Source organism: Rhodococcus sp. 852002-51564_SCH6189132-a (assembly GCF_001665495.1).
GTDB lineage: Bacteria > Actinomycetota > Actinomycetes > Mycobacteriales > Mycobacteriaceae > Rhodococcus > Rhodococcus pyridinivorans.
Genome location: NZ_LZMJ01000040.1, coordinates 30,106 through 53,826 on the forward strand (window position 1 = coordinate 30,106; position 23,721 = coordinate 53,826).

At 68.7% G+C, this 23,721-nt stretch carries 23 protein-coding genes; 10 read left to right on the forward strand and 13 right to left on the reverse strand.

Translation table 11 applies throughout. The annotated features are described in order from the left end of the window. Positions 1-53 precede the first annotated feature (53 nt). Positions 54-875, reverse strand: coding sequence for an ABC transporter permease (locus A5767_RS10130; RefSeq protein WP_006553600.1), 822 nt, complete (start codon positions 873-875; stop codon positions 54-56). Continuing rightward, positions 872-1,828 carry an ABC transporter ATP-binding protein gene (locus A5767_RS10135; protein WP_231913163.1) on the reverse strand — a complete coding sequence of 319 codons (957 nt, stop codon included), beginning with the start codon at positions 1,826-1,828 and terminating at the stop codon, positions 872-874. Before A5767_RS10135 ends, A5767_RS10130 begins: the two co-directional genes overlap by 4 nt. Positions 1,829-1,931: 103 nt before the next feature. On the opposite strand from A5767_RS10135, the gene A5767_RS10140 reads away from it, so the two are divergent. Together A5767_RS10140 and A5767_RS10145 are read left to right on the forward strand one after the other, a co-directional pair. Next, positions 1,932-2,657 carry a TetR/AcrR family transcriptional regulator gene (locus A5767_RS10140; protein WP_230809933.1) on the forward strand — a complete coding sequence of 242 codons (726 nt, stop codon included), beginning with the start codon at positions 1,932-1,934 and terminating at the stop codon, positions 2,655-2,657. Positions 2,658-2,805: 148 nt separating this feature from the next. Continuing rightward, positions 2,806-3,465, forward strand: a complete 660-nt coding sequence (locus A5767_RS10145; protein WP_041803803.1) for a hemerythrin domain-containing protein — start codon at positions 2,806-2,808, stop codon at positions 3,463-3,465. Positions 3,466-3,512: 47 nt separating this feature from the next. Here the strand turns inward: A5767_RS10145 and A5767_RS10150 are convergent, their stop codons facing one another. The 4 genes from A5767_RS10150 to A5767_RS10165 are packed head-to-tail and all read right to left on the reverse strand — an operon-like array spanning position 3,513 to position 7,115. Beyond that, positions 3,513-4,151: a response regulator gene (locus tag A5767_RS10150; RefSeq protein WP_064852219.1), complete on the reverse strand. Its 639-nt coding sequence runs from the start codon at positions 4,149-4,151 to the stop codon at positions 3,513-3,515. Then, entirely contained in the window at positions 4,148-5,383 is a 1,236-nt protein-coding gene (locus A5767_RS10155; RefSeq protein WP_064852243.1) for a sensor histidine kinase, read from the reverse strand. The genes A5767_RS10150 and A5767_RS10155 overlap by 4 nt, the downstream gene beginning before the upstream one ends. 26 nt (positions 5,384-5,409) lie before the next feature. Beyond that, positions 5,410-6,210 carry an ABC transporter permease gene (locus A5767_RS10160; protein WP_156665142.1) on the reverse strand — a complete coding sequence of 267 codons (801 nt, stop codon included), beginning with the start codon at positions 6,208-6,210 and terminating at the stop codon, positions 5,410-5,412. Continuing rightward, positions 6,207-7,115, reverse strand: coding sequence for an ABC transporter ATP-binding protein (locus A5767_RS10165; RefSeq protein ID WP_064852220.1), 909 nt, complete (start codon positions 7,113-7,115; stop codon positions 6,207-6,209). The genes A5767_RS10160 and A5767_RS10165 overlap by 4 nt, the downstream gene beginning before the upstream one ends. A gap of 181 nt (positions 7,116-7,296) precedes the next feature. On the opposite strand from A5767_RS10165, the gene A5767_RS10170 reads away from it, so the two are divergent. Continuing rightward, on the forward strand, positions 7,297-7,587 hold the full coding sequence (locus A5767_RS10170; protein ID WP_064852221.1) for a hypothetical protein: 291 nt from the start codon (positions 7,297-7,299) through the stop codon (positions 7,585-7,587). A gap of 37 nt (positions 7,588-7,624) precedes the next feature. Here the strand turns inward: A5767_RS10170 and A5767_RS10175 are convergent, their stop codons facing one another. Together A5767_RS10175 and A5767_RS10180 are read right to left on the reverse strand one after the other, a co-directional pair. Further along, entirely contained in the window at positions 7,625-8,470 is an 846-nt protein-coding gene (locus A5767_RS10175; RefSeq protein WP_064852222.1) for an SDR family oxidoreductase, read from the reverse strand. A 30-nt stretch (positions 8,471-8,500) separates the two neighbouring features. After that, entirely contained in the window at positions 8,501-9,835 is a 1,335-nt protein-coding gene (locus A5767_RS10180) for a wax ester/triacylglycerol synthase domain-containing protein (RefSeq protein WP_082937663.1), read from the reverse strand. Between A5767_RS10180 and A5767_RS10185 the strand changes: the two genes are divergently transcribed. Further along, entirely contained in the window at positions 9,834-11,852 is a 2,019-nt protein-coding gene (locus tag A5767_RS10185; protein ID WP_064852223.1) for a prolyl oligopeptidase family serine peptidase, read from the forward strand. The genes A5767_RS10180 and A5767_RS10185 overlap by 2 nt on opposite strands. A gap of 52 nt (positions 11,853-11,904) precedes the next feature. Here A5767_RS10185 and A5767_RS10190 read toward each other — a convergent pair whose 3' ends face one another. Then, the gene (locus A5767_RS10190) at positions 11,905-12,909 is read right to left on the reverse strand and encodes a LacI family DNA-binding transcriptional regulator (protein ID WP_019291129.1); all 1,005 of its coding nucleotides are present in this window, start codon (positions 12,907-12,909) and stop codon (positions 11,905-11,907) included. A 103-nt stretch (positions 12,910-13,012) separates the two neighbouring features. On the opposite strand from A5767_RS10190, the gene A5767_RS10195 reads away from it, so the two are divergent. Genes A5767_RS10195 through A5767_RS10210 form a run of 4 tightly spaced genes read left to right on the forward strand, consistent with a single transcriptional unit; the run spans position 13,013 to position 17,530 of the window. After that, complete coding sequence (locus A5767_RS10195; RefSeq protein ID WP_064852224.1) at positions 13,013-14,371, forward strand: MFS transporter; 1,359 nt, start codon at positions 13,013-13,015, stop codon at positions 14,369-14,371. Beyond that, positions 14,368-14,838 (forward strand): type II 3-dehydroquinate dehydratase, encoded by a 471-nt coding sequence (aroQ, locus tag A5767_RS10200; protein ID WP_064852225.1) that lies wholly within the window; start codon positions 14,368-14,370, stop codon positions 14,836-14,838. Before A5767_RS10195 ends, aroQ begins: the two co-directional genes overlap by 4 nt. Further along, the gene (locus tag A5767_RS10205; protein WP_064852226.1) at positions 14,835-15,701 is read left to right on the forward strand and encodes a shikimate dehydrogenase; all 867 of its coding nucleotides are present in this window, start codon (positions 14,835-14,837) and stop codon (positions 15,699-15,701) included. The genes aroQ and A5767_RS10205 overlap by 4 nt, the downstream gene beginning before the upstream one ends. Next, complete coding sequence (locus A5767_RS10210; RefSeq protein ID WP_064852227.1) at positions 15,701-17,530, forward strand: bifunctional sugar phosphate isomerase/epimerase/4-hydroxyphenylpyruvate dioxygenase family protein; 1,830 nt, start codon at positions 15,701-15,703, stop codon at positions 17,528-17,530. The genes A5767_RS10205 and A5767_RS10210 overlap by 1 nt, the downstream gene beginning before the upstream one ends. Here the strand turns inward: A5767_RS10210 and A5767_RS10215 are convergent. After that, positions 17,516-18,373 carry an alpha/beta hydrolase family protein gene (locus A5767_RS10215; RefSeq protein WP_064852228.1) on the reverse strand — a complete coding sequence of 286 codons (858 nt, stop codon included), beginning with the start codon at positions 18,371-18,373 and terminating at the stop codon, positions 17,516-17,518. The genes A5767_RS10210 and A5767_RS10215 overlap by 15 nt on opposite strands. Before the next feature lie 168 nt (positions 18,374-18,541). Between A5767_RS10215 and A5767_RS10220 the strand changes: the two genes are divergently transcribed. Further along, the gene (locus A5767_RS10220) at positions 18,542-18,883 is read left to right on the forward strand and encodes a hypothetical protein (RefSeq protein WP_024101798.1); all 342 of its coding nucleotides are present in this window, start codon (positions 18,542-18,544) and stop codon (positions 18,881-18,883) included. 13 nt (positions 18,884-18,896) lie between these two features. On the opposite strand, the gene A5767_RS10225 is transcribed toward A5767_RS10220, so the two are convergent. Continuing rightward, positions 18,897-19,745, reverse strand: a complete 849-nt coding sequence (locus A5767_RS10225; RefSeq protein WP_064852229.1) for an NADPH-dependent oxidoreductase — start codon at positions 19,743-19,745, stop codon at positions 18,897-18,899. A gap of 197 nt (positions 19,746-19,942) precedes the next feature. Here A5767_RS10225 and A5767_RS10235 point away from each other — a divergent pair, with 197 nt between their 5' ends. Continuing rightward, positions 19,943-20,146, forward strand: coding sequence for a PspC domain-containing protein (locus A5767_RS10235; protein ID WP_006553621.1), 204 nt, complete (start codon positions 19,943-19,945; stop codon positions 20,144-20,146). A 618-nt stretch (positions 20,147-20,764) separates the two neighbouring features. Here the strand turns inward: A5767_RS10235 and A5767_RS10240 are convergent. Together A5767_RS10240 and groL are read right to left on the reverse strand one after the other, a co-directional pair. Then, positions 20,765-21,784, reverse strand: coding sequence for an alpha/beta hydrolase (locus A5767_RS10240; protein ID WP_006553622.1), 1,020 nt, complete (start codon positions 21,782-21,784; stop codon positions 20,765-20,767). Positions 21,785-22,043: 259 nt separating this feature from the next. Continuing rightward, positions 22,044-23,669: a chaperonin GroEL gene (gene groL, locus A5767_RS10245; RefSeq protein ID WP_024101799.1), complete on the reverse strand. Its 1,626-nt coding sequence runs from the start codon at positions 23,667-23,669 to the stop codon at positions 22,044-22,046. Between the last annotated feature and the right edge of the window lie 52 nt (positions 23,670-23,721).

Here is a 23,721-nt window from a genome sequence, read left to right on the forward strand (position 1 = left end):
GGTAGTCCCGCCCGATTCCGGTGTCTGCCGATGGTCCGGTTACCGGCCGGTAGCTACCGGATCCGGTGATCGGCCGTGTATCGGCGCACGGCGAGCGGGACCGTCACGGCGAGCAGCACGACGCACCAGCCGAACGCCGACCACACCGGATGGTGCAGCGGCCACGCCGCATCCGCGGGTACCGGCGCGGACGCCGAGAGCAGCTCGCGCAGCGCACCTACGACGGCACTGACGGGATTCCACTCGGCGATCTGTCGGACGACCACCGGCATCGTGTCGGTGGGCACGAAGATGTTCGAGAACATGATCGTGCCGAAGATCATGGGTGCGCACTGCTGCAGGACCTGTTCGTCCCGGATCGAGACGCCGAGCCACACACCTACCCACGAGAATGCGAACCGGAACAACAGCAGCACCACCGCGGCGAGGGCGATCTCCCCGGCGCCCGCTTCGATCCGCCAGCCGACGAGATATCCGATGCCGACCATCGGCGCCAGCGTGACCGCACACGTCAGGGTCTCGGCGAAGGCGAGTCCGGCGGGCGCGGCCACCGGGGAGGTGGGCAGGGTCCGGAAGCGATCCGACAGTCCGCTGCGCATGTCGGCGTTCGCGGTGGCGGCGGTGGTCGCGAGGCCCATGGCCGCCACGAGGACGAGCACACCCGGCATCAGGTATGCGCGGTAGGCGGCGCCCTCGCCACCGGACAGGGCGCCGGCGAAGACGAATCCGAAGAGCAGCATCATGCCCAGCGGTGCGGCGAGGGTGACGAACAGCAGGGCCGGCGAGTGCCGGTAGGTCAGCAGGACGCGATGCAGCAACGTCCGGGTGCCGGTGAGGGCAGAACTGCCGTGGCCGGACTCGTGGATGGTGGTCATGCGGACTCCTCGATTCGCTCGCGTCCGGTCAGGGTCAGGAATGCCTCGTCGAGACCGACGCGGCGACGGCCGATGTCGTCGACGGGGACACCCGCGTCGTCGAGGGCGCGCAGCACGGGCAGCAGCGGCACCGAGTGGGCGTCGGTCGTGAAGGACAGCCGGACCGAGCCGTTCTCGACCGGCACCTGGATGCCGTTGTGGCGCAGGCCGAATGCGCCGATGACGGCGACGGCCTCGTCGATGTGGGCGGCACCGGGGAGGACGAGGTCGAGTCCGGAGCCGACCGCCTCCTTGATCTCGGCGGGAGTGCCGGTCGCGATCGTCCGGCCCGCGTCGAGGATGGTGATGTCGTCGGCGAGCCGGTCGGCCTCGTCGAGATACTGCGTGGTGAGCAGGACCGCGGTGCCCTCGGCGACCAGTTCGCCGACCATCCCGTAGATCTCGTTGCGGCTGCTCGGGTCGAGACCGGTGGTCGGTTCGTCGAGGAAGAGCACGTCGGGTCGCACGAGCATCTCGGCGAGCAGATCCAGCCGCCGGCGCATGCCGCCGGAGTAGGTGCTCGCCTGCCGGTTCGCAGCATCGGCGAGGCCGAAGCGGTCGAGCAGTTCGACCGCGCGGGTGTGGGCGGCGCGGCCGGCCAGACCGTGCAGGCGAGCGACGATCATCAGGTTCTCGACACCGGTCAGTCGTAGATCCACCGCGTGGTACTGGCCGACGAAGCCGATGCAGCGCTTCACGCGGGTCGCGTCGTGCACCACATCGAAGCCGCGTACGCGGGCACGTCCGGCCGTGGGCCGCAGCAGGGTGGCGAGCATCCGGACGATGGTGGTCTTCCCCGATCCGTTCGGACCGAGGAGCGCATGGACGCGCCCCGGCGGGACGCGCAGGTGGACGTCGTCGACGACGATGCGATCGCCGAACGCCCGGGTGAGGCCTTCCGCCTCGAGTGCCATCTCGATCACGATCCACCTCTCGATTGGGAACACCGTTCGCAGTTCGAGGGTACGCATCTGCGAACATCGTTCGCAACCCGTTCGAGGAGGCATGCTGTCCTGCATGACGGTCTCCGACTCGATCTGGCTGCGGTCCGACACCGGGCGCCCCGGCCCGCGACCGGCCTACACGCTCGACCAGCTCGCAGACGCGTGCGTGCGGATCGCCGACGAGGACGGCATCCGCGCCCTGTCCATGCGCAGGCTCGCCGACGCCCTCGGCACCGCCCCCGCGTCGCTCTACCGCTACGTCTCCGGCAAGACCGATCTCGTGGACCTCATGGTCGACCGGGCCGGAGCCGAATACCGCTTCGCTCCGCTGACCGGTGACGTGCGCGCCGACGTACTCGACGTCGCCGAACAGTCCCGCGCAATCCACCGCCGGCATCCCTGGCTGAGCCAGGTCACAGCATCGACGCTCGGCCCGAACTCGATGCGGTATCTCGACCACCTCGTCGGCGCCCTCGCCCCCGCCGGACTCGACCCGACCGCGACGATGACCGGAGTCGCCCTCCTGTCGGGGTGGGTCACCAACTTCGCCGCGCAGGAGGCCGCCGGGATGTCTGCAGGGGCGGCCGGCGGCGGAGCCGCGCACATCGCCGCAATGCTCGAGCACGGCGACTACCCGCATCTCACCGCCCTGATGACCGGCGCGTCCGCCGGAGGATCCGCAGGTGATGTCGCAGATGCGGACAGCCGCAGCGGTGCGGACGACGGATCCGATGCGAACGACCGTGCGTTCCGCGCCGGCATCGACGCGCTCCTGTTCGGCATCGCGCCGACCCGCTGACATCGCCTGCCGGCTCCCTGCAAGCGCCGGAGTGATGATCACGGACCGAGCGCGCGGAGACATTCTTGGCGACCACTTGGTGCGCGACGATCTCCGGCGCCCGCTCGGCACCAAGCCGGTTCCAAGTCCGGCCGCGCACGCTACCGACATGACTTCCGCATCCCTCACCCCGCGCCTCACCACCGACGACGACCTGCTCGGAATGCGGCTCGCGCACCGCGTGATCCTCCGCGACGTCACCCGGCTCCGCGAACTGGCGGACCGGATGCTCGCAGATCCGTCGAGCTTCGACAGGGCCCGCTACGCGGCGACCGCCGACTACGTCGGACTGTTCGTCGCGAGTCTCTACCACCATCACAACGTGGAGGACCTCGCACTCTGGCCGCTGATCACCGCGTCGGCCGGACCCCACGTCGACTTCACCGAACTCACCGACGACCACGACGAACTCGACCCGCTCCTCGACGAACTCGGCGAATTCACCCGCGGGCTCCCCGACCCCGCGGCAGTGGCCGGCTTCGCACGCACCCTCCGCACGCTGAGTGAGCACCTCCACGAGCACATCGCGGACGAGGAGCGAACGGTCTTCCCGCTCATCACCGGGCACGTCTCCGCCGACGCGTGGCAGCGGTTCGAGAAGGACGCCCAGCGCGGTGGCCGGGCCGACTTCGACCTCACCCGCTTCTTCGCCGTGATGACCGAGGACGAGACCGAGCGGGTCCGCCGCGAACTGCCCCTTCCGGTGCGACTGATGGTCGCGGTCTTCTCCCGTCGGCAACGACGCCGCGAGCGTGCGGTGTTCGGCTGACCCTGCTGTTCGGCTGACCCTGCTGTTCGGCTGACCCTGCTGTTCGGCTAACCCAGGATCCCGCGGTCGTAGGCGACTGCGACCGCGGCCGCCCTGTCCTTCACCTCGAGCTTCGCGAAGACGTGGGTCAGGTGGGTCTTCACGGTCGCCTCGCTGATGAACAGCTCCTGGGCGATGGCCCGGTTCGAGGTGCCCTTCGCGACGAGCGCCAGCACCTCACGCTCCCGGGCGCTGAGCGCCTGCGGGGCGGTGGGTGTCCGCATGTGGTTCATCAACCGCGACGCGACCACCGGCGACAAGACGGTCCGTCCCTCCGCCGCGGCCCGCACCCCGGCGAACAGGTCGTCCCGCAGAGCGTCCTTGAGCAGGTAGCCGGTCGCGCCGGCCTCGATCGCAGGCACGGTATCGGCGTCCGTGTCGTAGGTCGTCAGCACCAGGACGCGACTGCGCGCACCTCGCGCGACGAGTTCGGTGATCGCCTGCACTCCCCCGCCTCCCGGCATCCGCAGGTCCATGAGCACCACGTCGGGGTCGAGTTCGAGCGTGAGGGTCACGGCCTCCGGACCGGAGGCAGCCTCTCCGACCACGGCGAATTCCGGGGATGCGGCGAACATTCCGCGCAGGCCGTCCCGCACGACGGGGTGGTCGTCGACGATCAGCACGGTGATCTCGTCCGCGTCGGTCACGACATCCTCCCGGCCCTGATCAGCGGCACCCGCACCGAGACCGCGGTCCCCACACCCGGTTCGGACTCGACGTCCACGACGCCGGCGATCCGGTCGGCACGGGACTGCATGCCCCGCAACCCGAATCCGTCGCCCGGTGTCGCGCACGGATCGAAACCGCATCCGTCGTCCCGGATGTCCACACTCACTTCGTCGTCCATATAGGACACCGTGACACCGGCACGGTGTGCGGAGGAATGCTTGGCGACGTTCGCGAGGGCCTCCTGGGTGATGCGGAACAACGTCACGCCGATGTCGTCGTGCAACGGTTCGGTGGTGCCCGTGACCGTGAGATCGACCCGGATCCCATGTTCGGCCGACCATCTCTCCACCTCGTGGGCCAGCGCGTCGTCGAGCGTGCGGTGCTCGAGTGCCTCGGGAGCGAGATTGCGTACCGAGCGGCGGGCATCGCCGAGGCTGCGTCGCGCAAGGTCCGTGGCCCTCTCGACGTGGCGCCGCGCCGCCTCCGGATCGGCGGTGTCCTGTGCCGCCTGCAACTGCGTGACGATCCCGGCCAGGCCCTGGGCGAGGGTGTCGTGGATCTCCGCGGCGAGCCGGCGGCGCTCGTCGTCGATCCCCGCTTCCCGTGCATGCACCAGCAGCTGCGCGTGCAGGGCCTGGTTCTCGGACAGCGCGTTCTCGAGTCGGACGTTGGTGCGTTCGAGTTCGGTGATCGCAGCGAGCCGTTCGAGACTTCGCTGCTCGTCACGTTCGGCGAGCCTCATCATCAGCATGGAAATCGAGGCGTTGAGCACGACGAGGAGCCCGAACGCGATCCACATCGTCGTGTCCTCCGGCGGCAGACCACCCGCCTGCGAACCCGCCACCGTCACGGCGGTGACGATCAGCCCGAACCGGATCCAGCGGTCCGGCAGCATCGCGTGGGCATCGAAGTAGCCGGAGGCCGCGTAGATCGCGAAGAACGGGTTGAGCCAGCTCAGGACGAACGCCAGGGCGGACCGGAGCAGGTAGTAGACCGCGTCGCCCTCCGGCATCGACCGGCGGCGGCGACCGCGCCACAGTTCCAGACCCACCGCCACCGCGGTGAGCACCGCTGCCGTGTACCGCTCGGCGGGACTCATCAACAACGTCGCGGTGCCGACGGACAGGACGGTGCCGGTCGCGAGCATCCCCACCGGCGCCCATCTGTAGGTCCGAAGCCACGGATCGTCGGTGGTCGTCGGTGCCGTCATGGCTTCCAGGATGACGGTCGACGCCGTCACTGCCAACGGAACCACCGGATCGCCACGCCGGTCAGGACGACGGTCCAACCCACCACGACCGCGATGCCACCGAGATTCGGCAGGCCGCCCGCGGCGGTCTCGTCGAGCAGTTGCGCTGCGGCACCGAAGGGTGTCAGCTCCACGATCCGTCGCAGTAGCTCGGGCATCGCCTGCACCGGAAGCCATACGCCCGCACTGAACATCAACGGGAAGAACACGATCGTGCCCAGCGTCTGGGCTATCCGCACGGACGGTGCCACCGCAGCCAGTGTCCCTCCCGCGCTCAGTGCCGCAGCGAGAGTGACGAGTACCGCGAGTGCGTATCCCCACGGCTGGGCGGGGAAGGCGACTCCGAAGGCCGCCCGACCGACGATCAGTGCGAGGAAGACCGACGCCAGGACCACGATCGCGTGCACCACGATCTGTGCGGTCAGCAGGTGCGACGGACTCGCCGGGGTCACGGCGAGCCTGCGGAGGATTCCCCGTTCTCGGTACGACGACAACACCGCGGGCATCGTCTGGACACCGGCCACGATCATCGCGAGGAGGATCGCCACGGGGACGTACAGATCGATCACCCGCAGACCACCGAGGTCCGGATCCGGTTCCCGGAAACCGGGAATCAGGCCGAGGATCACGAGCAACAGCGTGGGGAAGACGAGGATCCAGAAGAGCGCCCCGGGTTCCCGCGTGAACAGTCGTGCCTCGGTACGCAGAACGGCGGTCGATGCGGACATCGCCGGGGTGCTCGTCGTCGACGTCTCGACGAGCCTGGTGCGGACGGTCGGGTCGGTCATGACGTGCTCCTGGTGTCGGTGAGATCGAGGTAGGCGTCGTCGAGGGTCGCTTCGGCGATGCGGAGGCGTTCGGCCGTGACGCCGAGGCGTGCCAACAGGCCGAGTACCGCGTGGATCGACTCCTCACTGCCTTCGACGGCCACCCGTTCCCGGGCGGTGTGCACGGAGACGACGCCGGGCTGGGCTTCGAGGAGCGCGGGGTCGAGCGGACCGGACGGGTGGAACGAGACCACGATCGCTGCGGACGACTGCCCGATCAGCTGGGCCGGCGTCCCCAGCGCACGGATGCGCCCGGAATCGAAGATCGCGACACGGTCGCAGAGGCGTTGTGCCTCTTCCATGAAATGTGTGACGAGCAGGACGGTGACGCCGGAATCACGCACCTCCTCGATCAGTTCCCAGGTGTCACGGCGCCCACGCGGGTCGAGTCCGGTGGTGAGTTCGTCGAGGACGACGACGCGCGGTGAACCGATGAGTGCCAGTGCGATGAACAACCGCTGTTTCTGGCCCCCGGACAGTTTCGTGAACCGGGTGTCGAGCATGCGGCCGAGCCCGAGGCGTTCGGCGAGCACATCGCCGTCCGCGGGTCGGGCGTAGAAGGCCGCGTACAACCGGAGGGCCTCGCGCACGGTCAATTTCGGCTGCAGCTCACTCTGCTGCAACTGCGTGCCGAGCAGTTCGGTGACGGCCCGGTGGTCGCGGACCGGGTCGAGGCCGGCGACGCGGACTGTGCCCTCATCGGGTTTTCGCAGACCCGAGATGTGTTCGACGGAGGTCGTCTTCCCGGCCCCGTTCGGACCGAGGACCCCGAAGATCTCACCTTCGTGGATCTCGAAGCTCACGCCGTCCACGACGGCGCGACCTCCGTACGACTTGTGCAGATTGTTCACTTCGACGATCGGCATGCATCGAGCGTCGCGCGGAGCACCGGTCCCGCACATCGTCCGTCCGTCTCGATCGGATGTCCCCCGATCGGATGATGGCGAGGGTCATCCGGCTCGGGCATGATGTCGCCGTGCGTGTTCCCCGTCGAGATCAACCCGCGCGGCGCGAGGCCGCTCGGGTGTTCGACACGGGAGAACCCACATGGAATACAACGCAATGATCGAAATCGACGCCGACCTCGATCTCCTGACCGACGACGAGACCGTCGACCTCATCGAACCGATCGTCCCGCACCACGGGGCGGTGGGCCTCAGCGACAACGGTCGCGCCCAGCTCATCATCACCGTCGACGCCGTCGACGCGATCCACGCTCTGCGGTTCGTGCGCGACCTGATGCAGGACTCGTACTCGTCCTACCGCGTGAACGCGGTGGATGTATTGCCCACCAGCGCGTTCGACGCGATCTACGGTTTCGGCGACTACTTCGCCTGATACGGGAGCGCGGTGAGGGTCCGCGCTGCGCGGACCCTCACTTGCGGCGCCCGAACCTGCGCATGCCGAGCAGGTAGCGCGGGATCGACCGGAACGGGACCCGCACCGGCCAGTCGTCGGGACGGAAGTACGCCTCGGTGCCGCCGTCGACCACCACGACGCTGCCCGTCATGAAGTCCGCCGCCGGCGACAGCATGAATTCGACCCACTGCGCGATCTCGTCGGGCTTCCCGAAGCCCCCGAGCGGAACGGGGAAGCTCTCCACCACCTTCCCGAGGGGGCTCTCGAGTTGCGCGTCGAGCAGCGGGGTGGAGATCGCTCCGGGCGCGAGGATGTTGAGGCGGATGCCGGCACCCGCCCACTCGGGGGTGACCGCGGCGCGTCGCGCCCATCGGGTCACGGCGATCTTCGACGCCGCATAGGTGAACGGCGGGCCCGCCTGCGAGATGCGGGTGGTGTGCGCGACGCCCTTGTCCATGTCGCCGGCGAGGAATGCCTTCACCGCCGAGTTCGGCACGCCGGGAGTCGTGGTCGTCGAATTGGATCCGAACACCACGACCTTGCTGTTCGCGGAGGCGGCCAGAGCTGCTCGCCATCCGACGAGCAGGTCGATCACGCCGCGCACGTTGACCTGCGCGATGATCTTCTCCTTGCCGGGGGTGGGGCCCAGGCCCGCGGCGAGCACGGCACCGTCGAGACGGCCGCCCGCCAGCTCGAGCGTGGCCCGGACGGCGTGGGAACGACCCTCCGGAGTGGATAGGTCCGCCGTGACCTCGGTGTCCTTCAGGTCGATGCCGATCACCGTGTGCCCGGCGGCCCGCAGCCGCTCCGCGCTCGCCCGGCCCATTCCCGAGGCGGCACCCGTCACCGCATAAGCCGCCATGTGCCCCTCCATCGTCGGATTCGGGGCACGTTACAGCGAGGCGACCGCCTCGTGCAGCAGGGAGACGTACCGAGCGAGACCTGCCGCGTCGAGGACATCCGGGGAGGTCGTCACCGACAGGGTCACGGTGTCGCCGATCCCGTGCACGCCGTGGGTGAGCGCCTGCACGGGCGACAGGCCCGGGAAGCCCGAGGTGAACCGCACCCGCCCGCCACCGAGTTCCAGGTCGGCCGGACCTCGGTAGACGCTCGACACGACGGTGTTGCCCGTGACGGTGGGTGGGACGACGGACAGGTCGAGTCGGTCGGTACCGAACCGCAGCAACGGTGCGGGGACGTGGTCGTCGGTGCGGACCCGGATCGCCATGGCGGGGTGCCGCGCACGGATCCGTTGCAACGCCAGGTCGGCGGCGATCGCCGCGGCACGTTCGTGCGGGTCGCGGAGCGCGCAGTGCAGGTCGACGCCGACGTTGCGGTAGCTGTTGCGGGCCGTGCCCGGCGCCACCGCGACCGGCACCTCGGCGGACAGTTCGTCGACGCCGAGGAACTGCGACAGGGCGGCGCCGATGGCCGTGAGCGCGCCGATGGTGACCGTGCCGACGCTGCGCAGGGCGGCGGAGTCGAACACGAGTGTGCGGACCGTCCGCCGCGGCCCGGGTGCGGTGTTCACAGCGACCAGCGGCCTCCCCGGGGTGGGTTGCGGCACCGAGGGGTCGGCGAGCTGTCGCGCCGCCGCCACCGCCCGGCGCCCGTCGGCGATCACCCGTGGAATCGAGAACGGCAGCCGCAGGACGGCACGCGTAAGCATCCCGGCGGGCGAGAGGGCGCGCGGCGGTGTCGTGGGTGTCGCGGTGCCCGCCAGCAGATCGCGGGCGAGCGCGGAGGTGCGCACCCCGTCGGCGAAGGCGTGCGACATCTGCAGGACGACCACGAGGGCGGGACCGTTCCCGCGCGGAGCACCCGTGACATGTGGGAAGACGTGCAGTCGCCACGGCGAGACGGTGACGTCGACGCGGGTCGCGACGAGCCCGGACAGCGCGACGAGCATCTGTTCGTAGCTGCCGGATTCGTGGACGACGAACCGGTCTTCTGCTGGGGTGTGCGCTGCCCAGTAGGGATAGTCGAGACCCGCGGGTACCTCGACCATCCGTACCTGCAGCTCCCCCATCACCGCCGCCCGCGACCGCAGTTCGTCGAGCACGTCGGCGACCGGAGTCGCGGGGGCGTCGAAACAGTAGAGGGCGAACAGGTCGCCCGGGATGCGGTCGCCGAGCCATTCCCGGCGCGCGTCCGACGGATGCATCTGCACGAGGTCACAGTCTGCCTGCCGCCGGAGGCACGTGCGGGGCGGGTATGAATGGATCATGAGCGACGACACGACCGATCCGTACCTATGGCTCGAGGACGTCACCGGCGAGGAACAACTCGACTGGGTGCGTGCCCGGAACGACCGAACGGTCGAGGAGTACACCCGCACCGAGAGCTTCACCGACCTCGAATCCCGCATCCGCGAGATCCTCGACACCGACGCCCGCATCCCCTATGCGCGTCGGCGGGGCGAGTACCTCTACAACTACTGGCGGGACGCCGAGCACGTACGCGGCCTGTGGCGTCGCACGACGATGGAGCAGTACCTGCGCGACGAACCCGAATGGGACGTCCTCGTCGACCTCGACGCCGTCGCCGAGGAAGAGGGCGAGAACTGGGTGTGGTCGGGTGCCCAGGTGCTGCGGCCCGATCAGACCCGCGCGCTCATCAGCTTGTCGCGCGGTGGTGCCGACGCGAGTGTGATCCGCGAGTTCGATCTCGTCGAGCGACGATTCGTCTCGGGCCCGGACAGTTTCGAACTACCCGAGGCGAAGACGGACATCGGGTGGATCGACTCCGACACCGTCTATGTGGGAAGCGATTTCGGCGACGGGTCGCTCACCGACTCGGGTTATCCGCGACTCGCGAAGCGTTGGCGGCGCGGCACTCCGATCGATGAGGCCGAGACGGTCTTCGAAGGTGAGCGCACCGATGTCGCTGTCTCCGCCTGGTACGACAACACTCCCGGATACGAGCGCAGCTTCGTCGACCGCGCGATCGACTTCTACCGGGCGCAGCGTTTCGAACTCACCGCGGACGGCGAGCTCGTCGAACTGGATGTTCCCGACGACGCGCGGGTGAGCGTGTACCGCGACCACCTGCTCGTGCGCACCCGCTCCGAATGGCTCGGCCATCCCGCCGGCACGCTGCTCGCCGCGAACTATCCGGCCTTCCTCGCCGGCTCGCGTGAGGTGACGGTGCTGTTCGCCCCGGACGAGCACACCTCGCTCGAGCAGTACGCGTGGACGCAGAATCACCTGCTCGTCGTCACACTGCGCGACGTGCAGACCCGCGTGCGGGTGCTCACACCGGGTGAGGACGGTTGGTCGGACGAGGAACTGCCCGACGTCCCCGATGCCACGTCGACTTCGATCATCGACGTCGATCCGCTCAACAGCGACGACTTCTTCCTCAACTCCAGCGGTTTCACGATCCCTGCGACCCTGCTGTCGGGGACGGTCGGCGGCCCGGTGGAGGCGATCAAGCAGGCCCCGTCGTTCTTCGACGCCGAGGGCATCACCGTCGAGCAGTTCTTCGCGACGTCCGACGACGGCACGCAGGTGCCCTACTTCGTGGTCGGCAGCAACACCGGAACCCCGTCGCCCACACTGTTGTACGGGTACGGCGGGTTCGAGAACTCGATGGTGCCGGCCTACAGCGGCGGCGTCGGGCGGGCGTGGCTCGAGAAGGGCTACACCTACGTCATCGCGAACATCCGCGGTGGCGGCGAGTACGGACCCAGCTGGCACACGCAGGCCCTGAAGGAAAACCGGCACAAGGTCTTCGAGGACTTCGCCGCGGTCGCGAAGGATCTCGTCGCGCGCGGGATCACGACGGCCGAGCAGCTCGGCGCCCAGGGCGGCAGCAACGGCGGTCTGCTCATGGGCGTGATGCTCACCCGCTATCCCGAACTGTTCGGGGCGATCGTGTGCCAGGTGCCGCTGCTCGACATGAAGCGCTACCACCTGCTGCTCGCCGGTGCGTCGTGGATGGCCGAGTACGGCGACCCCGACAACCCCGCGGAGTGGGAGTTCCTGTCGAAGTACTCGCCGTACCAGAACACCGACCCGGATGCCGACTACCCGCCGATCCTCGTCACCACGTCGACGCGCGACGACCGGGTGCATCCCGGCCATGCGCGGAAGATGGTGGCGCGGCTCGAAGAGCAGGGTCACGAGGTCCGGTACTACGAGAACATCGAGGGCGGCCACGGCGGCGCTGCCGACAACGCCCAGGCGGCGTTCAAGTCGGCGCTGACGTTCACCTTCCTGGCGGACAAGCTCGCGAACCGGTGAACTTCGGGGAGGCTGTGTGCGTTCTCGTCGAGAAAGACGCACACAACCTCCCTCATCTCGCCGGTCCGGTGGACTCGCGGACGACGAGCTGCGTCGGGAGCACGAGTTCGTCGGCCACCGCGACCCGCTCGTAGGCCTGCCGGGCGAGCATCTCGATGGCGCGCGCCCCGGCGTCCTCGGTGCGTTCGGCGAGCGTGGTGAGCGACGGCCGGCACAGGTCGGAGCCGAAGATGTTGTCGAATCCGACCACGCTCACGTGCTCCGGGACGGACACCCCGCGTTCCCGCATCCGGCGCAGCACCCCGATGGCGAGCATGTCGTTGTGGCACACCACCGCGGTGGCACCGGCCGCCACGGCGGCGTCGGCCGCGGCGGCACCGCCACCGAGCGTCGGCGAGTAGGGGCCGAAGCGACGCACCGCGATGCCGTGAGCCTGCGCCGCGGCCTGCAGACCGGCCCAGCGCCGCGCTCCCGACCACGACTCGGGCGGACCGCCGAGGAACAGCAACGAGCGGTGCCCGAGCGACGCGAGGTGGTCGACGATCTGCCGCGTGCCCGTCTCGTAATCGGCGACAACGCAGGAGATTCCGCGGATCGCCCGGTTCACCAGGGTCACGGCGTCGAATTCGGCGACGCGCCGCAGCTCGTCGTCCGGCATACGGGCGGCCGCCAGGACGAAACCGTCGACGGCCGGCCCCAGCCGCCGGATGATGTGCGCTTCGGTGGTCGCGCTCTCCTGGGTGTCGGCGAGGACGAGGGTCCGGCCGGAGGCGACGGCGGCGCGTTCGGCCCCCTTGATCACGCCCGAGAAGAAGGGGTTCGTGATGTCGGGGACCAGCAGCGCCAGGGTGTTGGTGCGTCCCGATTCGAGGGCGCGGGCCGCGGGGTTGGGTGCGTAGCCGAGCCGGTCGGCGACCTCGAGGATGTGGTCGCGAGTGGCGGCGTTGACGCGACCGGGCTTGGTGAACGTGCGCGAGACCGTCGACGCCGCGACCCCTGCCTCGCGGGCGACATCGGTGATGGTGGCGCGTTTCCGTGAACGCGGAGAGGCCGACATACGGACAGTATGGCAAAAAAAATGGCAAACGATTGTCGTGGGCTGCGCCACACCCATAACGTCCGTGTATCCGATACTGAAGACCCACCCCCCGAGGCATCCGATGACTGAAAACACCACGGTGCAGCGCACGCCCCGCAAGGCGGCCCTCGCCGCGTGGAGCGGCAGCGCACTGGAGTACTACGACCTGGCGATCTACGGTACCGCCGCTGCGCTCGTCTTCCCGAAGATCTTCTTCCCCGAGGGCAACCAGGCGGTCGCGACCGTCGCGTCGCTCGCGACCTTCGGCGTCGCCTACGTCGCGCGCCCCTTCGGCTCCGTCCTGATGGGCCACATCGGTGACCGCTTCGGCCGCAAGCTGATCCTCGTCGGCACGCTGCTACTGATGGGTGTCTCGACCTTCCTCATCGGCTGCCTGCCGACCTACGGACAGGTCGGCATGATCGCGCCGATCCTGCTGGTCGTGCTGCGGCTGCTCCAGGGGCTGTCCGCCGCGGGTGAGCAGGCCGGCGCGAACTCGATGTCGTTCGAACACGCCCCCGACGACAGACGCGGTTTCTTCACCAGCTGGACACTGAGCGGCACGCAGGGCGGCCAGGTGCTCGCACCTCTGATGTTCCTGCCCGTGATCGCGCTGCTGTCCGAGGAGCAGTTGCAGTCGTGGGGCTGGCGCGTGCCGTTCTGGATCAGCGCCGTGATCGTGCTGGTCGGTTTCCTCATCCGGCGCAGCCTCGACGAGACCCCCGAGTTCCACGCCGAGAAGGCGCACGACGAGGCCCCCAAGGCACCGCTGGCCGTGCTCTTCCGCCACCATTGGACCGGCGTCCTGCGCGTCTTCTTCGCGGCCTTCATCGCCATGGTCAACACGGCCTTCCAGGTGTTCGCCCTCAACTTCGCCACAGCCGACGAGTACGGCATCGGCATCAGCGACACCACGATGCTGTGGCTGGCGATCGTCGCCAACATCATCGCCGTGGGCACCATCCCCATGTGGGCCCTGCTGTCCGACCGCATCGGTCGCAAGCCGGTCTTCGTCTCCGGCCTGATCGGCAGCGCCGTGATGGTGACGGCCTTCCTGTGGTCGATCTCGCGGGGCGACGTGCCGCTCGTGCTCATCACCGGAATCCTGCTCGCCGGCGTGGTCTACAGCATGCCGAACGCGGTGTGGCCCGCCACCTACGCCGAGTACTTTCCCACCAGCGTCCGCCTGTCGGGCATGGCGATCGGCACCCAGTTCGGCTTCGCGCTCGCCGGTTTCACCCCGGCCATCGCCGGCTCGCTCATGGACGGCAACGCCGACAACTGGTACCGCGTGGCCCTGTTCTGCGTCGGCGCCGTCGCCATCTCGCTGATCGCGGTGGCCACCGGACCGTCCGGAACCCACAAGATCCCCACCCGTGAGATCGGCCTGCTCCCCCACGATCGGAACACCGCGCCGGTCCCCGCCGGAGCGGCATCGTGAGTGCTCGTCCGACGATCGCCGTTCTCAACGGGCCCAATCTCAACCTGCTCGGCACGCGCGAACCTCATCTCTACGGCACCGCGACGCTGGCGGACATCGAGAAGTCGTGCCGCCGCACCGCCGACGACCTGGGCTTCGACATCGACTTCCGGCAGAGCAACCACGAGGGCGAACTCATCGACGCCGTCCACGAACTCCGCGAATCGGCAGCCGGTTTCGTCGTCAACGCCGCGGCCTACACGCACACCTCGGTCGCACTGCACGACGCGCTCGTGACCGTCGCGGCACCGATCGTGGAAGTGCATTTGACCAACGTCCACGCCCGCGAGGAGTTCCGGCACCGTTCGTTCGTCGCTCCCGTCGCGAAGGCCGTGATCGCCGGATGCGGCCCCGACGGATACGAGTTCGCCGTCCGTCACCTGGCCGCACTCGCACTCGATACCGAGAAGAAGGAAAGCTCCCGATGACCACCGCAGCGCCCGCACGTACGTCCTTCCTGCTGGGCCTGTTCGGCGCCGGGATCGGCGGTTCGCTCACCCCGGCCATGCAGGAACGGGAGGGCTTCGCCTCGGGACTGAACCTGACCTACCGCCTCGTCGACGCCGAGCGCCTCGGCTACGGCGCCGAGAACCTGGCCGAGATGCTCGACTGGGCACAGCGTTTCGGCTTCGACGGGCTCAACATCACGCACCCCTTCAAGCAGGTCGTCATCCCCCTGCTCGATGAGTTGTCCGACGACGCCCACGATCTCGGCGCGGTCAACACGGTGGTGTTCCGGGACGGTCGCGCACTCGGCCGCAATACCGACTGGTCCGGCTGGGGGCGCGCGTTCCGCCGCCGGCTGCCCGAGGCCGTCTCCGACCGCGCCGTGCTGGTCGGGGCCGGCGGTGCCGGTTCGGCCGTCGGGTACGCGCTGCTCGAACAGGGCTCCGCGCACGTGTCCATCGTCGACGTCGACGTCGAGAAGGCGCAGGCCTGCGCGACCCGCCTGGCCAAACGCTTCGGCGACGACCGGGTCCGCGCGACCACCGATCTCGCCGGCGCTCTGGCCTCGGCGCAGGGTCTGGTCAACGCGACCCCCACAGGCATGACCGGTTACCCCGGCCTGCCCGTCCCCGCCGAGCTCGTCCGCGAGGACCTGTGGGTCTCCGACGTCGTGTACTTCCCGCTCGAGACCGAACTGATCCACCTCGCCCGCTCCCGCGGATGCCGCGTGGTGCCCGGTGGCGGCATGGCCGTCTTCCAGGCCGTGGGTGCCTTCGAGTACTTCACGGGCGTCGAACCCGACGCCGAACGAATGGTCCGACACTTCGAGGAGCTGACCAGCTGATGCGCCGCGGAATCGCCACCGTCTCGCTCTCCGGTGTTCTCGCCGACAAACTCGACGCGATCGCCGCTGCAGGATTCGACGGGATCGAAATCTTCGACAACGACCTCATCGCGTCGCCGCTGTCACCCGCCGAGGTAGCGCGGCGCTGCGCCGATCTCGGTCTGTCGATCGACCTGTTCCAGCCGATCCGCGACATCGAGGGCGTCGACCCGCGGCGATTCCCCCACGTCCTGCACCGCGTCCGCCGCAAGCTCGAGGTGATGAACGAGCTCGGCGCAACGACCTTCCTGGCGTGCTCGAACGCGCTGCCGACCGCGATCGACGATCCGGAACTGTCCGCCGAACAGCTGCGCGCCATCGGCGATCTCGCCGCCTCGCACGGGGTCACCTTCGCCTACGAGGCCCTCGCCTGGGGACGCCACGTCAACCGGGTCGGGCAGGCGTGGAATCTCGTCGAACGCGCCGACCACCCGGCCGTGACGCTGGCCGTGGACACCTTCCACATGCTCGCACGCGGCGACGACGGACGCGCCCTGGCCGGCATCCCAGGCGAACGCATCGGCTTCCTGCAGGTCGCCGACGCCCCGGTGCTCGACATGAACGTCCTCGAATGGAGCCGCCACTTCCGGTGCTTCCCGGGGCAGGGCATGCTCGACGTCTCGGGGGTGGTCGCGGCCGTGCTCGACGCCGGTTACGACGGTCCGCTCTCGCTCGAGGTCTTCAGCGACGTGGTGCGCGAAGCGGATCCGCATGTGACCGCGCGCGACGCGATGCGGTCGCTGCTGTTCCTCGAGGACCGGCTCGGTGCGCGGGTCACCGGGCCCGCACGCGAGAAGGTGACGGTCGCACCGCCGCTACCGGCGCGCACCGATGCGGCGTTCGTCGAACTCGCCGCCCCCGACCGCACCGACTACCCGGCGCTGCTCACCGGACTCGGTTTCCACGTCGCCGGCCGGCACCGCAGCAAGCCCGTCGTGTGGTGGCGCAACGGAGGCGCGAACGTCGTCCTCAACGAGGAACCCGCACCGGGTCCGGCCGCGACCGCGTTGGGACTCGTCGCGCCCGACGTCGCCGCGGTGGCCGAGCGGGCCGCGAGTCTGCTGTGGCCTGCGGTCGACCGCACCCGCGGCGAGGGTGAAGCGGGTCTGCCGGGCATCACCTCCCCCTCCGGATTGCACGTCTTCGTCAGTGCCGAGCCAGGGGAGACCGACGACTGGCACAACGACTTCGTGCCGGGTGACGCCCCGGACACTCCCGCGGCGGACGAGGGATGGCTCGGTCTCGACCACGTCGACGTGACGGTCGCGGCGGACGACCTGAACCAGGAGCTGTCGTTCTTCCGCACCCTGTTCGGACTGCGGCCGGAAGACCCCGAGGAGTACATCCAGCCGCAGGGCCGCCTGCGCATCCGCGCACTGCGCGCGGAGAAGGGGGACCTGCGGGTCGCGTTGAACGTCTCCGAGACCGGTGCGACGCCCCAGCCGCACGGGGTGACCCAGCTGGCCTTCGCCACGGCCGACGTCGTCGACTCGGTACGCCACGCACGTGCGCGCGGCGTGGAGTTCCTCCGGCCGCCCACGAACTACTACGCCGATCTCGACGCGCGGTTCGCGCTCGACCCCGACCTGCTCGCCGTCCTGCAGAGCAACGGCCTGCTCTACGACCGCAACGACGACGGCGGCGAATTCCTGCACGCCTACACGCTCCCGGTGCAGGGCGGATTCCAGGTCGAACTCCTCGAACGGCGCGGCGGCTACACCGGATACGGCTCCCCCAACGCCCACGTCCGGCTCGCCGCGGCCGCCCGCGCGGGATCAGCGGTCGCGTAGCCAGGCCACGATCTTCGCTACGGTGTCGTTGTTGTCGCGGATCCATCCGTTGTGGCCCAGTGCCCGCGGATTGTGCCACCGGGCGACGTCGGCGGAGGGCAGCTTCTCGAGCAGGTGCTGCGCCGACGCGACCGGAGTGAGTTCGTCGTCTTCGATCGTGATCGACAGGACGGGCAGCGTGAGACGCCCGACCCGTTCCTCGTAGTCGATGTCCGCACCGGCCGGTTCGAACCGGCCGGTGCGGGCCAGTCGCGCCCAGTCGGAGATCAGCGCGCGCGACTGCCGGCCGAACCCGGCGACGTCGATCCGGTCGCCGGGCCAGAATCCGGCGACCGCGGCGGTCAGCGACATCGCCGTCGATCCGAGCCACAGTCCCGGGCCGCGGACGCCCCCGTGATGCCGGTAGTAGGGCGTGCCCGACGCGACGAGGATCAGTCCGCCGAGCCGCCCGCGGATGCGCGCGGCGTAGAGCGCGCCGAGCTGCCCGCCCATGGAGTGACCGAGCAGGTAGGGCGTCGAGTCGGGGAAGCGCTCCCGCACCACCTCGAAGACAGCGGGGAAATGCGTCGCGACGATCTCGTGGTAGCCGTAGGTGCTGTCGGGTCCGGGCCTCGGACGGCTGTCGCCCTGGCCGGCCAGTTCACAGATCGCCGCGTCGAATCCGTGCTCGGTGATCGCCTGCCCGAACGGCTCGTAGTAACCGGCAGGGATGCCGAGCCCCGGCACGATCACCACGACGGCGCGGGAGGCGTCGCGGCGTGTCTCGTGCTCGTGGTCGGGTCCCGCGAAGAGGCGCACCGGGGCCGTGGTGCCCCCGGGAAGCTGGATCGGTACGGTCTCCACCGACCCAGACTAGGCCGATCCGGACGCGGCGGGTGCCGGTTTCCCCAGTGTCCCTGCCACCCCGAGTCCGGAATTCAGGGTCGGGATGGGGGTCGTGCCCGGATGTGCTCGGGCCGGGTCGCGGCGGACGATCGAAATGTCCGGTCCAGCACCCTTTCGGAGGAACCCATGCGTACTCTTGCCACCCGCTCCCGTCTTGCGACCGCCGCCGTCCTGTCGCTCGGCACCGCCGCAGTACTGCTCGGAACAGGAACTGCCACAGCACAACCCGCGCCCGGCGTAGTCGGCTTGAGCGAGCAGGCCGCGGTCGCCGTGCTCGCCGCGGAGGGTGTGCCGTACTCGATCGTCAACCGGTCCGGTTCCGCCGGCGGCGACTGCACCGTGACCGCTCAGCGCGACCGGGGATACCGGACCGAGGTCGAGTACGAATACGACAGTGACGACAACGAGTTCGATCGTGTCGAACGTCAGGTGTGGCGCGGGGTCGGCCTGACGGTCGTGTGCCGCTGACGCCTCCCTGCGGTCAGTCCAGACCGAAACCGCGCTCCCGCAGAGCTTCCCGCATCTGTTCCCTGCTCCCGAGCGCGCCGGGCGACGCGAAGCGCCCGAGTACACGTTCGACCCAGCTCTCCGCCAGACCCTGATCGCGGTAGAAGCCGGAGATCTCCTCCTCGTAGGCGGCGAGGCCGGCATCCCGTTCCTCGGTCGAGTACTGCTCGCGATGCAGCACCACGTCCTGACCCAACCGCGGCTTGACCTCCGACTCCACCTCGGGATCGGGACGGCCCACCACCAGCCCGACCACAGCGAAACTGTGGTCGGGCAGAGCCAGTTCTGCGGCCACGTCACGCGGATGGTTGCGGATGGCCCCGATGTAGACGGTGCCGAGGCCGAGCGATTCCGCGGCGAGCACCGCATTCTGTGCGGCGAGCGCGGCATCGACCACCCCGAGCAGCGCGGACTCCACGTAGTCGACGTTGACGAGATCCTTGCCGTGCTGCTCGGCGACCCGCACCGCCCGGGCGAGGTCGGCCACCCACACGAGCAGCAGTGGAGCGTCACGCACCGCCGGCTGGTTGCCGGCGAAAGTCGCGATCCGGGCGAGCCGGTCGCGGTCGGTGACGGCCACGACGCTCCACAACTGCAGGTTGCTCGAGCTCGCGGCGGACGAAGCCGCGGCCACGATCGCGCACAGATCATCCTCGGAGACCGCTTCGGGAAGGAACTTTCGCACGGAGCGATGCGCCAGTTGGAGAGCGATGACGTCGTTCCACGCGCCGGAACCACCGCGTCCGGCCACCTGCTCGGCGGCCCGGGTGCCGTACCTGCGGCGCAGTGCGGCGAGCTGTTCGTCCAGGACGACGTCGGTCATGACGGGAGATCTCCTTCTGATCGGCAGTACCGACGGTCGAGTCTGCCTCCTCGCGCCCCAGTCGCCGAGCATTGTCCTCAGCGTGATTTCTGCGTTGTTCGGGCCGGCTCGTCCGACCGACCCCGAGACGAAGATCAGGGTGAAGATCCGGGCCGTTCCCGGATGTACCGAGACCGTTACGGCGACAGGATGAATACATGAACTTCGAGAACCAGGCTCCCCGTCCCTTCACCCGCTCCTCGTCCCAGCGCATGCTCGGTGGTGTGTGCGCCGGACTGGCCGAGTACTTCAACGTCGACCTCAACCTCGTGCGTGCAGGCGCAGTCCTCGCAGCCTTCGTCACGGGCGGCACCGCCGTGTTGCTCTACCTCGCCCTGTGGATGCTGATCCCCGAGAACTGATCCGGGTCACGGGGTCGGCCGAGACGACGACACCCCCGGCGGAGATCCGCCGGGGGTGTCGTATTCCGCTGCGAGGCAGCGGCACAGCTGTTCAGCTCAGCAGGAACTACTGGCCGAGGCCGAGAACGGCACTGCCGGTCTCGAGCAGGGTGCCGAGCAGTTCGGTGCCGCCGAGCAGTTCGAGGGCAGAGCCGATGAGTTCGATGACGTCCATGTGAATCTCCTTCGTCCGATCACATACCGGACGGTTCTCGTCCGATTGCTTTTCGCCTACCCGGAATTCCGATCGGAATTCCGTCGGGCTCGCATCAATTCTCAACACACTCGACGTGTATGCGCTACCCAAGAGTGCGCAAATCGGGATGTGATGACATTCACACTCGCAGGGAAGCTAGGACGAGCCCACATATGACCAGCTCACAGCGTCAAGGAAAGAAAACGGAACGTCCGTACCCATTTATTTCTGTTTGAATTCGATATTTCCGTTCGGCCCGATTCATCCCGTTCACCGACCGATTACGGCGAATCGACCGATCTATCGGTTGAATAACGACCGAAAGAAGATGCCCGATTCGACCGGGATCGAATCGGGCATTTCCGGTGGATTGTGCGGGACCTCTACAGTCCGACCGCCTGCGACAGAAGCGGCCACGAGTTGCGCAGATCGTCCTCCCAGTAGTCCCAGGAGTGCGTACCCGCCGGACGCAGGTCGATCCGGGCGGGGATGTCCAACTCCTCGAGTCGCTGGGCCATCCGCTGGGTGCAGTGGTGGACCGCCGCCTCGATGCTGCCGCCGACGACCACCTGCCCGACGAGCCCGATCGGGTCGTTGTTCACCGACCGCGATCCGAGCCGCTCGTACTGCCCGGGCAGACCCGAACCCGACGAGATGTACAGGTCGATACCGCGGAGCTTCTCGGCCTGGAGGTAGGGATCGTTCTCGATCCAGGCCGGATCACCGACCGGGCCCCACATGTTCTCGGGGTCGCCACCCTTGACGCGTACGACGGCCTGCACGTAGGACTGCCCCAGCGGCGTGCTCGTCTCGGCGCATCCGCTGTACGCCCCGACCGCCTCGTACAGCTCGGGGGCCGTCGTGGCGAGGCCGAGCACCGACGTCCCCGACATCGACACTCCCGCAATGGCGTTGCGTCCCGATGTCCCGAACTCCGTGTCGATGACCGGCGGGAGTTCGTGCGTCAGGAAGGTCGTCCACATGTTGCGGCCGAGTGCGGGATCGTCGTTGCGCCAATCGGTGTAGTAGCTGTAGCCGCCGAGGAGCGGCGTGACGACGTTGATGTTCTTGTCCGAGAAGAAGTCCTCGACGTCGGTCTGCTTCTCCCAGGTGGCGATCCCCTGCCCGCCTCCCGAGCCGTTGATCAGGTAGAGGGTGGGACGCGGTTCGCTCGAGTCGGCGGGCGTCCGGATCCGGAGGGGGATCACCTTGTCCATCGACGGTGAGTAGACGTTCGCGATGACGGTGCGGTCGCTCTCGTGCTCGACAGAGGTCAGCTCTCCCACCGGTCGCTGATCGTCGGCTTCCACCGACTGCGCGAGAGCGCCTCCGGGAGCCGCGAGGACCATCGACGTTCCCATCGCCACCGTGAGCAGTACCCGCCGTAACCAGGACGACCGCATATTCTCTTCCCCTCGTCGATCCGTCTGGCTGCGCACCTCGGACCGGTTGCGGATCGGCACGAACCTCCGGAACCGGATGAAGTGACACTTTCGTGACATTCATCGTCCGCAGAGCCCCTTTCGTAACGAATATGTGATCGTTCCGTACCGGAGGCCGGAATCGTCGGGGAACAGCACGAGGCCCGACCCCACCGGAGTGGGATCGGGCCTCGTGTGGCTCAGGGGCGGATCAGAAGTCCTCTCCGCCCGCAGGGGCGGATCAGAAGTCCATGCCGCCCATGCCGCCGGTCGGGTCGCCCACGGGAGCGGCGGCCTTTTCCGGCTTGTCGGCGACGACGGCCTCGGTCGTCAGGAACAGAGCCGCGATCGACGCAGCGTTCTGCAGCGCCGAGCGGGTGACCTTGACCGGGTCGTTGATGCCTGCTTCGAGCAGGTCCTCGTAGTCGCCGGTCGCAGCGTTGAGGCCGTGGCCGGCCTCGAGGTTGCGGACCTTCTCGGCGACGACGCCGGGCTCGAGGCCGGCGTTGAAGGCGATCTGCTTCAGCGGCGCCTCGAGAGCGACCTTGACGATGTTGGCACCCGTAGCCTCGTCGCCCTCGAGCTTGAGGTCGTCGAGAACCGGAGCGGCCTGCAGCAGGGCCACGCCACCACCGGCGACGATGCCCTCTTCGACGGCAGCCTTCGCGTTGCGGACGGCGTCCTCGATGCGGTGCTTGCGCTCCTTGAGCTCGACCTCGGTCGCGGCACCGGCCTTGATGACGGCGACGCCGCCGGCCAGCTTCGCGAGGCGCTCCTGCAGCTTCTCACGGTCGTAGTCCGAATCCGACGCCTCGATCTCGGCGCGGATCTGGTTGACGCGACCGGCGATGGCGTCGGGATCGCCCGCGCCCTCGACGATGGTGGTCTCGTCCTTGGTGACGACGACCTTGCGGGCCTGGCCGAGCAGCTCGATGCCGGCGGTCTCGAGGGAGAGGCCGACCTCTTCGCTGACGACCTCGCCACCGGTGAGGATGGCGATGTCGGCGAGCTGGGCCTTGCGACGGTCACCGAAGCCCGGAGCCTTGACGGCGACCGACTTGAAGGTGCCGCGGATCTTGTTGAGGACCAGGGTGGACAGAGCCTCGCCCTCGACGTCCTCGGCGATGATCAGCAGCGGCTTGCCCGACTGGATGACCTTCTCGAGCAGCGGCAGCAGGTCCTTGACCGTGGAGATCTTGGAGCTGACGAGCAGGATGTAGGGATCCTCGAGCACGGCCTCCTGACGCTCTGCGTCGGTGGCGAAGTAGAGGGAGATGTAGCCCTTGTCGAAGCGCATGCCCTCGGTCAGCTCGAGCTGGAGGCCGAAGGTGTTGGACTCCTCGACGGTGATGACGCCTTCCTTGCCCACCTTGTCGATGGCCTCGGCGATGAGCTCACCGATCGCGGGGTCGCCGGCGGAGATGCCTGCGGTGGCGGCGATCTGCTCCTTGGTCTCGACCTCCTTGGCGGTGTCGAGCAGCTTGGCGGTGACGGCCTCGACGGCCTTCTCGATGCCGCGCTTCAGGCCGAGGGGGTTGGCGCCCGCAGCAACGTTGCGCAGACCCTCGCGGACGAGCGCCTGGGCGAGCACGGTAGCGGTGGTGGTGCCGTCACCCGCGACGTCGTCGGTCTTCTTGGCAACTTCCTTGACCAGCTCGGCGCCGATCTTCTCGTACGGATCCTCGAGCTCGATCTCCTTGGCGATGGACACACCATCGTTGGTGATCGTGGGGGCGCCCCACTTCTTCTCGAGAACGACGTTGCGACCCTTGGGGCCCAACGTCACCTTGACTGCGTCGGCGAGGCTGTTGAGGCCCCGCTCGAGGCCGCGACGGGCCTCTTCGTCGAACGCGATGATCTTGGCCATTGCGAAGTGATCCTCCGGGTATGGGGGTGACACCGGAGCGATCGCTCGTCGG